Raw genomic sequence first — 14,635 nt, 5'->3', positions numbered from 1 at the left:
GGGGGCGGGTGGTCAGGGGTGGGTGGATGTCACTTGCCGCGCGTCGTCCGTACCCACCGGTAGACCAGTTCGGGCCTGCCCACCTGCCCGTACAGCGGCTTGCGCTCGGCTCTCCCCGCCTCCACGAGATGCTCCAGATACCGCCGGGCCGTGATGCGCGAGATGCCCACCGACTCGGCGACCCCCGCCGCGGTCAGCCCCTGCTCCGCCTCCCGTACGGTCTCCGTCACCCGCTCCAGCGTGGGCGCGCTCAGGCCCTTGGGCAGCGCGGCGGGCCCCGGCGCGCGCAGTGTCGCCAGCGCGCGGTCGACCTCGTCCTGACCGCTCGCCTCGCCCGCGGCCCCCCGGAACTCGGCGTACCGCACCAGCCGGTCCCGGAGCGTGGCGAAGGTGAAGGGCTTCAGTACGTACTGCACGACTCCGAGCGAGACGCCCTCCCGCACCACCGTCAGGTCCCGCGCCGACGTCACCGCTATCACGTCCGCGTGGTACCCCGCCGCCCGCAGCGAGCGGGCCAGCTGGAGCCCGTGCGCGTCGGGCAGGTGCAGGTCCAGCAGCAGCAGGTCGACCGGCGTGCGGTCCAGCAGGCGCCGGGCCTCCGCGCCGGTGTGCGCCTTGCCCACCGCGACGAACCCCGGCACCCGGCCCACGTACATCACATGGGCGTCGGCGGCGACCGGATCGTCCTCCACGATCAGCACTCTGATCGGCTCTGCGCCCGTCATCCCTTGCCTCCAGACCCCGACACGGACCCGGCACCACCGGAGGCGGCACCGCCGGACCCGGCACCACCGGAGGACGCCGTACCGGAGGCGGCCGGCGCCGGCAGCGGCAGGCGTACCAGGAACTCTGCTCCGCCGCCCGAGGCCTCCGCCACCGACAGGGTCCCGTCGTGCCGCTGCACCGCCTGCCGGACCAGTGCCAGCCCGAGACCGCGTCCACCCGGCCCGGCCGGCTTCGTCGAGAAGCCGCGTTCGAAGACCAGGGTGGCGTGCGCGGGGTCCACGCCCGCTCCCGTGTCCGCCACCCGCAGCAGCAGCTCGGCGCCCTCCGTGGCGGCGGTCACCGTCACCTGCGCCCGGGTGCTGCCCTGGGCCGCGTCCACCGCGTTGTCGATGAGGTTGCCCAGGATCGTCACCAGGTCCCTGGCGGGAAGCGACTCCGGCAGCAGGCCGTCGTCCAGGCTGCTCTCCTGCGACACCACCAGCTCCACGCCCCGCTCGTTCGCCTGGGCCGTCTTGCCCAGCAGCAGGGCCGCCAGGACCGGCTCGCTGACTGCCGCGACCACCTGGTCCGTCAGCGCCTGGGCGAGTTCCAGTTCCGCCGTCGCGAAGTCCACCGCCTCCTCCGCCCGGCCCAGCTCGATCAGCGAGACCACGGTGTGCAGCCGGTTCGCTGCCTCGTGGGCCTGTGAGCGCAGCGCCTGTGTGAAGCCGCGTTCGGAGTCCAACTCACCCATCACGGACTGGAGTTCGGTCACATCGCGCAGGGTGACCACGCTGCCCCGGCGTTCGCCGCCCGACACCGGGGAGGTGTTCACCACGAGCACCCGGTCCGCCGTCAGATGCACCTCGTCCACCCGGGGCTCCGAGGAGAGCAGCGCACCCGTCAGCGGGGCGGGCAGACCCAGCTCCGCCACCGACATGCCCACCACCTCCCCCGAGACGCCCAGCAGCTCCCGGCCCCCGTCGTTGATCAGCGCCACCTTGTACTGTCCGTCCAGCATCAGCAACCCCTCGCGCACCGCGTGCAGCGCCGCCTGGTGGTAGTCGTGCATATGGCTCAGCTCGGCCGCGTTCATGCCGTGGGTGTGCCGGCGCAGGGACGCGTTGATGACGTACGTGCCGATCGCGCCGAGGGCGAGCGCGCCGCCGGCCACCGCGAACAGGGCCGTCACCTGGTCCTGCACCCGCTTGCTGATCGACTCGACCTTGATGCCCGCGCTGACCAGGCCGATGATCCTGCCGTCGTCCTCGATCGGGGTGACCGCGCGGACGGACGCGCCGAGGGTGCCGGTGTAGGTCTCGGTGAAGGTGTCGCCCTCCAGGGCCTTCGCCGTGTTGCCGCGGAAGCGCTGGCCGATCTGGGTCTTGTCCGGGTGGGTCCAGCGGATGCCCTCCGGGTTCATGATCGTGACGAAGTCGACCTCCGTGTCCTTCATGACCCGCAGGGCGTACGGCTGGAGCTCGGCGGTGGGCTTCGCGGTCCGGATCGCCGCCCGTACGGAGGGGGAGTCGGCGACCGAGCGGGCCACGGCCGTGGCCTGGCGGCCCGCCGCCTCCTCGGCCTGGTTGCGGTCGCTGACGTACGTGAACAGCGCGTATCCCGCGACGAGCACCGCTATCAGCACCGCCTGCATGGCGAACAGCTGGCCGGCCAGGCTGCGGGGTCTCGGCAGAGCGGGGATGCGCATGTCGTCAGTGTGCCCCCGGCGTTAAGTGTGAACTAAATGAACGGAAGGGTGACCGCCCTCACAGGGCGGGAGATAGTCACGGCAATCCCCCATAAACCCCGGACGTGAGCCGCACGCCGGTGATGCCGACGAAGACGTCAAGGAGGGCAGCCGTGGCCGCCAGCAGCACCCCCGATACGGCACCTGCCGCACCCGCGGTCAAGCGGGACCGCACCCACTACCTGTACATCGCGGTGATCGTCGCGGTCGCCATCGGCATCGCCGTGGGCCTCGTCGCCCCCGACTTCGCCGTCGAGCTGAAGCCCATCGGGACCGGCTTCGTCAACCTGATCAAGATGATGATCTCGCCGATCATCTTCTGCACGATCGTGCTGGGCATCGGGTCCGTACGGAAGGCCGCCAAGGTCGGCGCCGTCGGCGGTATCGCCCTCGGCTACTTCATGGTCATGTCGCTGGTCGCCCTCGGTATCGGCCTCGTCGTCGGCAACATCCTGGAGCCGGGCACGGGCCTCGCCATCACGGACGCCGTGAAGGAGACCGGGCAGGCGCAGGTCTCGCCGGAGGCCAAGGACACCACCGAGTTCCTGCTCGGCATCATCCCCACCACGATCGTCTCCGCCTTCACCGAGGGCGAGGTCCTCCAGACCCTCCTCATCGCCCTGCTCTGCGGCTTCGCGCTGCAGGCCATGGGCAAGGCCGGCCAGCCGGTGCTGCGCGGTGTCGAGCACATCCAGCGCCTGGTCTTCCGCGTCCTCGCGATGGTGATGTGGGCCGCTCCGATCGGCGCCTTCGGCGCCATGGCCGCGGTCGTCGGCTCGTCGGGCGTGGACGCGCTCAAGAGCCTCGCCGTGCTGATGCTCGGCTTCTACGCGACCTGTTTCCTCTTCGTCTTCCTCGTGCTCGGCGCGCTGCTGAAGATCGTCTCGGGTCTGAACATCCTCTCCCTGTTCAAGTACCTGGCCCGGGAGTTCCTGCTGATCCTGTCCACCTCCTCCTCCGAGTCCGCGCTGCCGCGGCTCATCGCGAAGATGGAGCACCTGGGCGTCAGCAAGCCCGTCGTCGGCATCACCGTCCCGACCGGCTACTCCTTCAACCTCGACGGCACCATGATCTACATGACCATGGCGTCCCTGTTCATCGCCGACGCCATGGGTACGCCGATGTCGCTCGGTGAGCAGATCCCGCTGCTGCTCTTCCTGTTCGTCGCCTCCAAGGGCGCGGCCGGTGTCACCGGCGCCGGCATGGCGACCCTGGCCGGCGGTCTGCAGTCGCACAAGCCCGCCCTGGTGGACGGCATCGGCCTCATCGTGGGCATCGACCGCTTCATGAGCGAGGCCCGCGCCCTCACCAACTTCGCGGGCAACGCCGTCGCCACGGTCCTGATCGGCACCTGGACGAAGGAGATCGACAAGCCGCGGGTGCAGCTGGTGCTCGCCGGCGGACTGCCCTTCGACGAGAAGACCCTGCTCGACGAGGACGGGGACGGCGTCGAGACCGCCCCGGCGGACGTGCCCGAGCAGCGCGAGGGCGGCGAGAAGGAACTCGCCAAGGCCTGAGCCCTCCCGACTCCGGGTGTCCGGCCCCGCCTGAACCGGGGCCGGACACCCGGCCACCACCCCACCCTCTCCGGGCGGCCGAGCACTCCCCCGTGGCCCGGCCGCCCGGTCCTACTTCCCCCGGCCCTCGGCCTCGGGCCCCCGGCTTCCGGCTTCCGGCTTCCGGCCCCCGGCCTCCGGTTCCCGGCCTCCGCCCCCGGCCTCCGCCCCCGGCCCCGGCCTCCGCCCCCGGCAACGCCCCGCTACGCGGGGTGTTGCCGTTGCCGTTGCACCGCTTTGTCCAGGTGGCTCAGTTCCTCCTCGGTCAGTGTCAGGTCGGCTGCCGCCGCCGAGTCCCGTATCGACTGCGGGCGGCTTGCGCCCGGGATCGGGATCACTGTGGGGGAGCGGGTCAGGAGCCAGGCGAGGCAGAGCTGTTGGGGGCTGACGCCTCGCCGGTGGGCGAGTTCACGGAACGTGGAGAAGGCGTCGGCGGGTCGCTCGCCGGCTGCCCCGCCCGCACTGTCTCCCCCGCCCGCATCGGCCGCCGCGCCGGACGGTCCGTCGAGGGAGCTGCGGGAGATGCCGCCCAAGGGGCTCCACGGGAGGAACGCCAGCCCCAGTTCGGCCGCCAGCCGCAGCGCGGGCTCGCTGTCGCCCACGGCGGGGGAGTAGCGGTTCTGGACCGAGACGAGCCGGTCGCCGAGGATCGCGTGGGCCCGGCGGATCTGGTCCGTGTCGGTGTTGGAGACGCCGGCCAGCCTGATCTTCCCCTCGTCGAGCAGGTCCCGCAGCGCGCCCACGGACTCCTCGAAGGGGATCGCCGGGTCGGGCTTGTGGAGCTGGTACAGCCCGATCGCCTCGACGCCGAGCCGCCGCAGAGAGGCTTCCGCGGCCGCCTTCAGATGGCGGGGATCGCCGTTCACCGTCCAGTCCGCGCCGCCGCCCGGTCTGCCCCGGCCGCCCTTCGTGGCCACGAGCACACGGGAGGTGTCACCGCCGTAGCCGGCGAGCGCGCGGGCCACGAGCCGCTCGTTGTGGCCGGGCTCCGCGCCCGGCAGATGGTAGGAGTCGGCCGTGTCGAGCAGGGTCACGCCCGCGTCCAGCGCCGCGTGCACGGTGGCCAGGGCGCGGGCCCGGTCGGGGCGGCCCTCGATGGACAGCGGCATCGCGCCGAGCCCGATCGCGCTCACGCGCGTGTCGCCGAGTGTGCGGTGACGCACGTCAGCCCACCGTCCCCAGGGTCTCCTCGGCCGCGTGCCGCAGCCACCGCCGGGCGTTGCCGAAGGTGAACCCGAGCCGGGTGGCGCGGGTGTTGTCCATGCCGTAGAAGCGGCGGAAGGAGAGCGGGGACACCTCGCCGACCTCGACCTCGTGGAACACCGTCCGGCCGGCGGGGAGGTGCGCGGCCACCGCCTCGCACAGCTCGCGCGTGGTCAGCGTCCCGTGCGAGGCCGCGTTGACCGGGCCGGTGAAGTCCTGGCCCACCGTCCAGAACAGGAAGTCGGCGATCTCCTCGACATGGATGTACGTCGCCGGACGGTTCACCGTCGGCACGGTGATCGGCTCGCCCGCGCGGATCCGGGAGGCGTAGTGCTCCAGTCGTCCCGTGAAGTCGTCGGCGCCGCCGAGTACATGGGCGACACGGACGGCCACGTGCGGGAACGCCGGTTCCGCCGCGAACACCGCCTCCGCCTGCCGCTTGCCCTCGCCGTAGTGGGAGTCGAGGAACTCCGGCTCGTGCCAGGGGAGTTCGAGATCGACCTGTACGCCCAGCGGATCGACGTCCTGCTCCCGCACACAGGCGACGGAGTCCTCGTACTCGTACACCTCGACCGTCGACGTCAGCACGTAACGACGGGTGCGGCCGGCGAACACCCGGCGGGCGATCGCCGCCTGGCGCGGGGTGTAGCAGACCTGGTCGACGACGACGTCGAAGGCGCGTGGACCGAGCGCCGAGATCAGCGCGTGCTCGTCGTCACGGTCGGCGATCAGATGAAGCGCGCCCGGCGGCGGCGCGGACGAACCGCGATTCAGCACCGTCACCCGGTCCCCGGCGGCCAGCAGGCGCGCGATCAGCCGCTTGCCGAAATAGCGGTTCCCGCCGATGACCAGTACCTCCCGGGCCTTACCCCCGCGGCCCTCCGTCTCCCGGTCCGCTGTCTCCCGGGCCGCTGTCTCCCGGGCCTTTTCCTCCCGGGCCTCCGGCTCCCCGGCCGGCACTTCCCGGGCCTTTACCTCCCGTGTCATTTCCATGACCATGATTCTCCCGGCGTACACGCGTGTCCTGAAGGGGTAGCCATGGGAGTTCCGGCCGTCGCACCGAAAGAAACGCGGCATTCGCGGGCCGCCGCCGACGAAACGTCGGTGGCCTTCGACGCGCTGGACCGGCAGATCCTGGAACTGCTCCAGACCGACGGCCGGATCAAGCTCAGCGAGCTGGGCCGCCGGGTGCGGCTGAGTCCGGCGGCGGTGACGGAACGGGTGCGGCGGCTGGAGGCCGCGGGGGTCATCAGCGGCTACGGCGCGCACGTCAGCCCCGCGCGGCTCGGCTACGGCATCCAGGCGTTCATCCGGGTCGACCCGCACGGCGGCTACACCCTGAAGCACCCGAGGACCCTGGAGCTGATCGGCCGCCCCGAGATCACCGAGGTGCACCACGTGGTGGGGGAGGACTGCTGGATCCTCAAGGTCGCGGTCCGGGACACCGTCCACCTGGAGGGCGTCCTGGAGGCGGTCTCCGCCCTCGGGCGCACGACGACGTCGATCGTGCTCACCTCGCCGGTCGAGCGGAAACCGCTCTTGCCTTGACGTGGGCGTCAAGCCTTACGTTCGTAGGCATGCGCATCGGCGAGCTGGCCGCACGGGCCGGGACCACCACCCGGACGCTGCGGTACTACGAGTCGCGCGGGCTGCTGCCCGCGCGACGCGGTGACAACGGGTACCGGACCTACGACGAGGGCGATCTGCGGCTGTTGCGGCAGATCAGGACCCTTCAGGACTTCGGGTTCGACCTGGAGGAGACCCGGCCCTTCGTGGAGTGTCTGCGGGCCGGACACCCCGAGGGCGACTCGTGCCCGGCCTCGCTCGTGGTCTACCGGCGCAAGCTCGACGAGCTGGACGCGCTCATCGGGGAGCTGCGGGCGGTGCGGGAGACGGTCGCCGGGCAGCTCGTCCGGGCCGAGCTGGCACGTGACGAGCTGGCCGCCGAGGCGCGGGTTCCGGGGGGTCCGGAGCCCGAGTGCGAGCTGGGAGGGCAGGAACGGTGATCAAGGCGGACGGGGTGGCCGAGGTGACGGACGCGGACTTCGGGGCGGAGGTGCTGGGGGCGGAGCTGCCGGTGCTGGTGGAGTTCACCGCGGACTGGTGTCCGCCGTGCCGGCAGATGGGGCCCGTGCTCACCGCGCTCGCCGCGGAGGAGGGCGAGCGGCTGAAGGTGGTGCAGCTGGACGTGGACACCAACCCGGAGACCACCCAGGCGTACAAGGTGCTGTCGATGCCGACCTTCGTGGTGTTCCGGGCCGGTGAGCCCGTGAAGTCGATGGTGGGCGCCCGGCCCAAGCGCCGGTTGCTGGCGGAGCTGGACGAGGTCCTGTGAGCCCGCGATGAGCTGACGGCCGGGCGTCTTCGGCCCACAAAGAAATCCCCCGAGCAATTGCGCTCGGGGGATTTCTCTGCGTATATTCGTTGGTTCGCGACTTCATATGAATGAGGCTGCAAAGAAGCTCAGTGAGCACAGTATATGCGGGCGGGAGTGGAATTGTCAAACGCCGACTTTCCGGATAGTGAATTGCGCTGCGAGCAGGAATTCATCGACGGCCTGTACGCGCGCGTGGACGCGCTGCGCGGTGACACCGAGGGCGCCGTGACCGACGCGCTGGCCCAGGGCAACACGCCCATGCAGGCCCGGCTGGAGCGGGACATCCTCGTCGTCGAGCGCTCCGGGCTGCTCGCCGCGCTGAACGCGGTGGACGGCTCCCTCTGTTTCGGCCGCATCGACCTCACCTCCGGCACCAACCACCACATCGGACGCATCGGCCTGCGCGCCGAGGACGCCGAGCGCACCCCGGTCCTCATCGACTGGCGCGCCGAAGTGGCCCGCCCCTTCTACCTGGCCACCGGCCACACCCCGATGGGGCTGCGCAGGCGCCGGCACCTCACCACCGAGGGCCGCCGGGTCACCGCCCTGCACGACGAGATCCTCGACATCGGCGACGCCACCCGCACCGGCCACGAGGACCCGACCGGCGACGCCGTGCTCCTCGCCGCGATCGACTCCGCGCGCACCGGCCGGATGAGCGACATCGTGCAGACCATCCAGGCCGAGCAGGACGAGATCATCCGGGCGCCCCACCGGGGGGTGCTGGTGGTCGAGGGCGGCCCCGGCACCGGCAAGACCGCCGTCGCCCTGCACCGGGCCGCCTATCTCCTCTACGAACACCGCGAGCTGCTCGCCAAGCGGGCGGTCCTGATCGTCGGACCCAACCCCGCCTTCCTCGGCTACATCGGCGAGGTGCTGCCCTCGCTGGGCGAGACCGGTGTGCTGCTGGCGACGGTCGGCGAACTCTTCCCCGGCGTGAAGGCGACGGCGACCGACACCCGGGCGGCGGCGGCCGTCAAGGGCCGCGCCGACATGGCGGACGTCCTCGCCGACGTCGTACGCGACTGGCAGGCGCTGCCCGATCCGGTGATCGCGATCGGGCACGACCGCGAGATCCTGATGCTCGACGACGGCCTGGTGAACATGGCCCGCGAGCGCACCCGGGCCGCCCGGCTGCCGCACAACGCGGCCCGTGAGATCTTCGAGGGCCACATCCTCAACACGCTCACCGACATGGTCGCCGAACGCATCGGCACGGACCCCTACGACGGCTCGAACCTCCTCGACCCGAGCGACGTCACCCAGATCCGCGACGAACTCGCCGACAACCCCGAGGTCTGGGCCGCCATCGACCAGTTGTGGCCGCGCCTGACCCCGCAGCGCCTGGTCGCCGACTTCCTCGCCGACCCCGTGGGCTACGTCTCCGACGACGACGCGGCCGCCGTCCGGCGCCCGGTGACCCGGGCGTGGACCGTGGCGGACGTACCGCTGCTCGATGAGGCGGCCGAACTGCTCGGCGAGGACGACCGGTTGGCACGGGCCCGCGCGGACCGCGAGCGGGAGACCCAGGTCGCCTACGCGCAGGGCGTCCTGGACGTCTCGTACGCCTCCCGCACCTACGAGTTCGAGGACAAGGACGAGGAGGACTCCGAGGTCCTGTCCGCGCACGACATCATCGACGCCGAACGCTTCGCCGAACGCCACGAGGAGGACGACCACCGCAGCGCCGCCGAACGCGCGGCCGCCGACCGCACCTGGGCGTTCGGGCACATCATCGTCGACGAGGCGCAGGAACTGTCGCCGATGGCCTGGCGGTTGCTGATGCGGCGCAGCCCGACCCGCTCGATGACGCTGGTCGGCGACCCGGCGCAGACCGCCGAGGCGGCGGGCGTCGGCTCCTGGGCCAAGATCCTCCAGCCCTATGTCGGGGACCGCTGGGAGCACACCCGGCTCGGCGTCAACTACCGCACCCCGGCGGAGATCATGGACGTGGCCGCGGCGGTGGTGCGCGCGGAGCACCCCGGCTTCGAGCCGCCGAGTTCGGTGCGGTCGACCGGCGTGCGTCCGTGGGCGCGGGCCACCGACGACCTCCCCGGCGCGGTCGCCGAGGCGGTCGCCGAGCTGACCCCCGCCGAGGGCCGGCTCGCCGTCATCGCCCCGCGCGACCTGCACCGGAAGCTGGCCGCCCGGCTGGACGGGGTGACCGCGGGCGCCGAGCCGGACCTGACCCGGAGCGTCGTCCTGCTGGACCCGCGCCAGTCCAAGGGCCTGGAGTTCGACTCCGTGCTGGTGGTGGAGCCGTCGCGGTACGGCACCAGCGACCTGTACGTGGCGCTGACCCGTGCCACGCAGCGACTGGGGGTGCTGCACAGCAGGACCCTCCCGAAGGCGCTGGCCGCGGCCCTCGGCGGACCTCCGGCCTGACGCGGCATCGGCGGGCGGGGCGCGACAACGGTTCGCGCCGTGATCGCTGCCGGGGAACGGCCGGTGCGGCCGGCGCGCGAGGCGGGGTTCCCCGCCCGTACGCCGACGCACCGGCCGGCGGTCCCGCACCGGCCGGCGGTCCCGCACCGGCCGGCGGTCCCGCACCGGGCAGCGGCCTTGGGCGGGGCAGCGGCCCGGGGCGAGGCGTGCGGCCTCAGGCGGGCCGCAGCCACACCGTCGCGAGCGGCGGCAGCGTCAGCCGCACGCTCGCCGGCCGGCCGTGACGGCCCTGCGGCTCCGGCTTGACCGGGTCGGCGTGGGCGACACCGCTGCCGCCGTACCCGGCCGCGTCGGTGTTGAGGACCTCGTGCCAGGCCGGGACGTCGTCGGGTGCGCCGAGGCGGTAGTCGTGACGGACGACCGGGGAGAGGTTGGAGACGGACAGCAGCGGCGCGCCCTCGGCGTCGAGACGCAGGAAGGCGAAGACGTTGTCCTCGGCCGCGTCGCCGACCACCCACTGGAAACCGGCGGGGTCGGTGTCCCGCTGCCAGAGGGCCGGCGCCGCGCGGTAGACGGTGTTCAGGTCGCGGACCAGGTCCCGGACACCGCGGTGGTCGGCCTCGGCGCCGTACGCCGGATCCAGCAGCCACCAGTCGGGGCCGTGGGCCTCGGACCACTCCGCGCCCTGGGCGAACTCCTGGCCCATGAAGAGGAGCTGCTTGCCGGGGTGGGCCCACATGAACGCCAGGTACGCCCGCAGGGCGGCGCGCTGCTGCCACCAGTCGCCGGGCATCTTCGACACCAGCGAGCGCTTCCCGTGCACCACCTCGTCATGGGAGATGGGCAGCACGTAGTTCTCGCTGTAGGCGTACACCATCGAGAAGGTCATCTCGTGGTGGTGGTACCTGCGGTGCACCGGCTCGTGGCTCATGTACCCCAGCGAGTCGTGCATCCAGCCCATGTTCCACTTCAGCCCGAATCCGAGCCCGCCGAAGCCGCTCGGGCCCGCGTGGTGCGTGGCCCGTGTGACACCGTCCCAGGCCGTGGACTCCTCCGCGATCGTGACGACCCCGGGGCTGCGGCGGTAGACCGTCGCGTTCATCTCCTGGAGGAACGCCACCGCGTCCAGGTTCTCCCGGCCCCCGTGCTCGTTCGGGGTCCACTGGCCCGGCTCGCGCGAGTAGTCGAGGTAGAGCATCGAGGCGACGGCGTCCACGCGCAGCCCGTCGATGTGGAACTCCTCGCACCAGTAGGTGGCGTTCGCCACCAGGAAGTTGCGCACCTCGCGCCGTCCGAAGTCGAACTCCAGCGTCCCCCAGTCGGGATGGGCGGCGCGCAGCGGGTCCTCGTGCTCGTACAGCGGACGCCCGTCGAACTCCGCGAGGGCCCACTCGTCACGGGGGAAGTGCGCGGGCACCCAGTCCATCAGGACGCCGACGCCGGCCCGGTGCAGCGCGTCCACCAGGTACTTGAAGTCGTCGGGTGTGCCGAGCCGGGCGGTGGGCGCGTAGAAACCGGTGACCTGGTAGCCCCACGAGCCGCCGAAGGGATGCTCGGCGACCGGCATCAGCTCGACATGGGTGAAGCCGAGGTCCCGGACGTACGCGGGCAGCTGATCGGCCAGTTGACGGTACGTCAGTCCCGGTCGCCAGGAGGCCAGATGGACCTCGTAGACGGAGAACGGGGCCTCGTGCACGGGTATCTCGGCCCGTCGGGCCAGCCACTCCTCGTCGCCCCACTCGTAGTGCGAGGCGTGCACGATCGACGAGGTCGCCGGCGGCACCTCGGTACGCCGGGCCATCGGGTCGGCGCGCAGGGTGTGCGAGCCGTCGGGGCGGGTGATGTCGAACTTGTACAGCTCGCCCTCGCCGACCCCGGGCACGAACAGCTCCCAGACGCCGGACGAGCCCAGCGACCGCATCGGGTACCCGGTGCCGTCCCAGAAGTTGAAGGTGCCGGCCAGCCGGACCCCGCGCGCGTTCGGCGCCCACACGGAGAAGGCGGTGCCGCTCACCCCCTGGTGGGTCGTCGGACGCGCGCCCAGCACCGTCCACAGCTGCTCGTGCCGGCCCTCGCCGATCAGGTGCAGGTCCAGGTCGCCCAGCGTCGGCAGGAAGCGGTAGGCGTCCTCGGTCTCCACGGTGGTGCTCTCGTACGCCACGAGGAGCCGGTGGACCGGGGCCTCCGTCAGGGGCAGCAGGCCGGAGAAGAAGCCGTCGCCGTCGTCGTGGAGTTCGGCGCGCAGGTCGCCCGAGAGCACCGTGACGGACCGCGCGTACGGGCGCAGCGCCCGGAAGACGATCCCGCCGGGCACCGGATGCGCGCCGAGCACGGAGTGCGGGTCGTGATGGGTGCCCTGCAGCAGGCGTTCCCGTTCGGCGGCGCCCAGGGCCGGGTCCACGGGGGCTTCCACGGGGGCCGCCCGCGGGCCCTTCGCCTTCCCGGGCTTCTTCGCGGCGGCCTTCTCGGCGGCCGCTGCCGCCTGCTCGGCGGTCGCCTTCGGGCCCGCCGCCTTCGCACCGGCCGCTTTCCCGCCCGCCGCCTTCTTGCCCGTCGTCTTCCTGCCCGCCGCCTTCGCGGCCGCCGCCTTCTCGGTCACTGCTTTCTTCGCGGTGGCCTTCTTCTTCGGGGGAGTCACGTACGGAGCCTCCTCAAGGCAGATCGGGTGCGGCGAGGCGGTGTATCGCGGAAAGGGGCACGGGGAGCCAGTCGGGGCGGTGCCGGGCCTCGTAGACGACTTCGTAGACCGCCTTGTCCGTCTCGTGGGCCCGCAGCAGCACGGGGTCGGTGCGCGGGTCGACACCCGCCACCTCGGCGTACCCGGAACAGTAGGCCGCCCGGCAGGCGTGTGCCCAGGCCGGGGACGGCGGATCGGCGGAGTGGGCGGCGTAGTCGAAGGAACGCAGCATGCCCGCCACGTCCCGCACGGCCGGCTGGGGCATCCGCCGCTCGGCCAGCGGCCTGGCGGGCTCCCCCTCGAAGTCGATCAGCGCCCACCGCCCCGCGGCCGAGCGCAGACACTGCCCGAGGTGCAGATCGCCGTGGACGCGCTGGGCGGTCCAGGTGTGACCCTCGGCCGCGAGGTCGGCCAGCGCGGTGAAGGCGGTGCGCAGCGCGGGCGCGTACGGGCGCAGCACGGGCACCGCCTGCGCCGCGGCGTCCAGCCGCTCGGTCATGCCGTCCACCATCGGCCGTATCTGCGCCTGTCCCAGGGTCGCCGTGGGCAGTGCCCGGGCCAGCGCGCCGTGCACCTCGGCGGTGGCCCGCCCCAGCGCTCGCGCCTCGGCTGCGAAGTCCTCGCCCTTGGCCAGTTCCCGCAGCGCCAGCTCCCAGCCGTCCGCCGCGCCCTGCACATAGGGCTGGAGCACGGCCAGGACGTACGGCTCGCCCCCGCCCTCACCCGGGTCCCCGTACATCCACGCGGTCGGCGCGGGCACCCGGGGGCAGCCCTCGCGGGCCAGCGCCAGCGGCAGCTCCAGGTCGGGGTTGACGCCCGGCACGACCCGGCGCAGCAGCTTGAGAATGAACGTATCTCCATAGATGACGGACGAGTTCGACTGTTCGCCCGTCAGCCGGCGCGGGACCAGCCCCGACCGGATCTCCTGTCCGGGGTCCCGCTCGCAGCGCAGCCCGCCGATCCGGGCCCCGGTGCGCAGGGCCTCCAGCAGCACCTCGGCGGGCCGGGTGTCGTACAGGGCGTCGAACACGGTCCGCCCGGCCAGCGGACCCTGCGTCACATGGCCGATCAGCGCGGGCGCCAGCCGGGGTGGCAGGGCCTCGCGGGCGCCGATCAGGAGCTGGTAGCAGTCGCCGGGCACCGCCGGCTGATGGGCGCGTACCAGCAGGTGGTAGAGCGCCAGTCTGCCGCCGGCCGGCAGCAGCTCGGTGGCCGCCACCAGCGAGAACCCGGTGACCGGACGCCCCTTGCCGGCGAACCAGCGCTGCCGGGGCAGCCACTCCCGCAGCAAGGGGTCCAGCGAAGCGAGGAGGCCGGGGTCGGTCCGACCGGAACGTGTGACAGTCGCCGCCATAGGTGTCACATTCCTTTCCCCGGTGATCGGGGTCGGGGCGTTACTGATGCGTGCCCCGGGCGGGGCGGGGGAAACCGCCCCGCCCGGGGTTCTAGGCGTCCCTGCGCAGCCGGAACCAGTAGAAGCCGTGGCCCGCCATGGTGAGCAGGTACGGCAGGTCACCGACCGCCGGGAAGCGGACCCCGCCGAACAGCTCCACCGGGTACCGCCCCTTGAACCGGCTCAGGTCCAGTTCCGTGGGCTGCGCGAACCGCGAGAAGTTGTGCACGCACAGCACCAGGTCGTCCTCCCCGTCCTTGGTCAGCGGCGCCTCACGGAGGAACGCCAGGACGGCCGGGTTGGAGGACTGGAGTTCGGTGTAGGTGCCGAGGCCGAAGGCGGGGTTCTGCTTGCGGATCTCGATCATCCGGCGGGTCCAGTGCAGCAGCGAGGAGGGCGACGACATCGACGCCTCGACGTTGGTGACCTGGTAGCCGTAGACGGGATCCATGATGGTCGGCAGAACGAGCCGCCCGGGGTCACAGGACGAAAAACCTGCGTTGCGGTCGGGTGTCCACTGCATGGGGGTGCGGACGGCGTCGCGGTCGCCGAGCCAGATGTTGTCGCCCATGCCGATCTCGTCGCCGTAGTA

12 protein-coding genes are annotated in these 14,635 nt (G+C 72.2%); 5 read left to right on the top strand and 7 right to left on the bottom strand.

From position 1 onward, the window contains the following. Positions 1–29: 29 nt before the first annotated feature. Together ABT070_RS16590 and ABT070_RS16585 are read right to left on the bottom strand one after the other, a co-directional pair. Positions 30–725, bottom strand: a complete 696-nt coding sequence (locus ABT070_RS16590) for a response regulator (protein WP_351760624.1) — start codon at positions 723–725, stop codon at positions 30–32. Further along, positions 722–2,413, bottom strand: coding sequence for a sensor histidine kinase (locus ABT070_RS16585; RefSeq protein WP_351760621.1), 1,692 nt, complete (start codon positions 2,411–2,413; stop codon positions 722–724). Before ABT070_RS16585 ends, ABT070_RS16590 begins: the two co-directional genes overlap by 4 nt. 122 nt (positions 2,414–2,535) lie before the next feature. On the opposite strand from ABT070_RS16585, the gene ABT070_RS16580 reads away from it, so the two are divergent. Next, positions 2,536–3,969, top strand: a complete 1,434-nt coding sequence (locus ABT070_RS16580) for a cation:dicarboxylate symporter family transporter (RefSeq protein WP_351761425.1) — start codon at positions 2,536–2,538, stop codon at positions 3,967–3,969. Positions 3,970–4,211: 242 nt separating this feature from the next. Here the strand turns inward: ABT070_RS16580 and ABT070_RS16575 are convergent, their stop codons facing one another. Both ABT070_RS16575 and ABT070_RS16570 read right to left on the bottom strand, forming a co-directional pair. Next, the gene (locus ABT070_RS16575) at positions 4,212–5,171 is read right to left on the bottom strand and encodes an aldo/keto reductase (protein ID WP_351760619.1); all 960 of its coding nucleotides are present in this window, start codon (positions 5,169–5,171) and stop codon (positions 4,212–4,214) included. 1 nt (position 5,172) lies between these two features. Further along, a complete protein-coding gene (locus tag ABT070_RS16570) occupies positions 5,173–6,198 on the bottom strand; it encodes an NAD-dependent epimerase/dehydratase family protein (protein ID WP_351760617.1) in 1,026 nt (341 codons plus the stop codon). A 51-nt stretch (positions 6,199–6,249) separates the two neighbouring features. Here ABT070_RS16570 and ABT070_RS16565 point away from each other — a divergent pair, with 51 nt between their 5' ends. From ABT070_RS16565 to ABT070_RS16550, 4 genes are all read left to right on the top strand, one after another. Then, positions 6,250–6,759, top strand: a complete 510-nt coding sequence (locus ABT070_RS16565) for an Lrp/AsnC family transcriptional regulator (RefSeq protein ID WP_351760614.1) — start codon at positions 6,250–6,252, stop codon at positions 6,757–6,759. 29 nt (positions 6,760–6,788) lie between these two features. Next, positions 6,789–7,217, top strand: a complete 429-nt coding sequence (locus tag ABT070_RS16560) for a MerR family transcriptional regulator (RefSeq protein WP_267018363.1) — start codon at positions 6,789–6,791, stop codon at positions 7,215–7,217. Continuing rightward, on the top strand, positions 7,214–7,546 hold the full coding sequence (locus tag ABT070_RS16555) for a thioredoxin family protein (protein WP_351760611.1): 333 nt from the start codon (positions 7,214–7,216) through the stop codon (positions 7,544–7,546). Before ABT070_RS16560 ends, ABT070_RS16555 begins: the two co-directional genes overlap by 4 nt. Before the next feature lie 192 nt (positions 7,547–7,738). Continuing rightward, on the top strand, positions 7,739–9,973 hold the full coding sequence (locus ABT070_RS16550; protein WP_451101308.1) for a HelD family protein: 2,235 nt from the start codon (positions 7,739–7,741) through the stop codon (positions 9,971–9,973). 214 nt (positions 9,974–10,187) lie between these two features. On the opposite strand, the gene glgB is transcribed toward ABT070_RS16550, so the two are convergent. From glgB to ABT070_RS16535, 3 genes are all read right to left on the bottom strand, one after another. After that, positions 10,188–12,611: a 1,4-alpha-glucan branching enzyme gene (gene glgB / locus ABT070_RS16545; protein WP_351760605.1), complete on the bottom strand. Its 2,424-nt coding sequence runs from the start codon at positions 12,609–12,611 to the stop codon at positions 10,188–10,190. Between the two features lie 13 nt (positions 12,612–12,624). Further along, positions 12,625–14,004, bottom strand: coding sequence for a maltokinase N-terminal cap-like domain-containing protein (locus tag ABT070_RS16540; protein WP_351760603.1), 1,380 nt, complete (start codon positions 14,002–14,004; stop codon positions 12,625–12,627). Between the two features lie 91 nt (positions 14,005–14,095). Beyond that, the coding region (locus ABT070_RS16535; RefSeq protein ID WP_351760600.1) for an alpha-glucosidase C-terminal domain-containing protein at positions 14,096–14,635 on the bottom strand (540 nt) is incomplete at its 5' end.

The sequence above is a fragment of the Streptomyces sp. NPDC002884 genome, from assembly GCF_040295245.1.
GTDB lineage: Bacteria > Actinomycetota > Actinomycetes > Streptomycetales > Streptomycetaceae > Streptomyces.
Note: the sequence above shows the minus strand (reverse complement) of the source record. Positions and strands in the feature narration are given on the sequence as shown.

Bases quoted from the DNA above. Each gene is read 5' to 3' on its own strand.
- ABT070_RS16560 (WP_267018363.1), top strand. From the start codon at position 6,789: ATGCGCATCGGCGAGCTGGCCGCACGGGCCGGGACCACCACCCGGACG.
- ABT070_RS16580 (WP_351761425.1), top strand. From the start codon at position 2,536: ATGCCGACGAAGACGTCAAGGAGGGCAGCCGTGGCCGCCAGCAGCACC.
- ABT070_RS16540 (WP_351760603.1), bottom strand. From the start codon at position 14,004: ATGGCGGCGACTGTCACACGTTCCGGTCGGACCGACCCCGGCCTCCTC.
- ABT070_RS16570 (WP_351760617.1), bottom strand. From the start codon at position 6,198: ATGACACGGGAGGTAAAGGCCCGGGAAGTGCCGGCCGGGGAGCCGGAG.
- ABT070_RS16565 (WP_351760614.1), top strand. From the start codon at position 6,250: ATGGGAGTTCCGGCCGTCGCACCGAAAGAAACGCGGCATTCGCGGGCC.
- ABT070_RS16590 (WP_351760624.1), bottom strand. From the start codon at position 725: ATGACGGGCGCAGAGCCGATCAGAGTGCTGATCGTGGAGGACGATCCG.
- ABT070_RS16585 (WP_351760621.1), bottom strand. From the start codon at position 2,413: ATGCGCATCCCCGCTCTGCCGAGACCCCGCAGCCTGGCCGGCCAGCTG.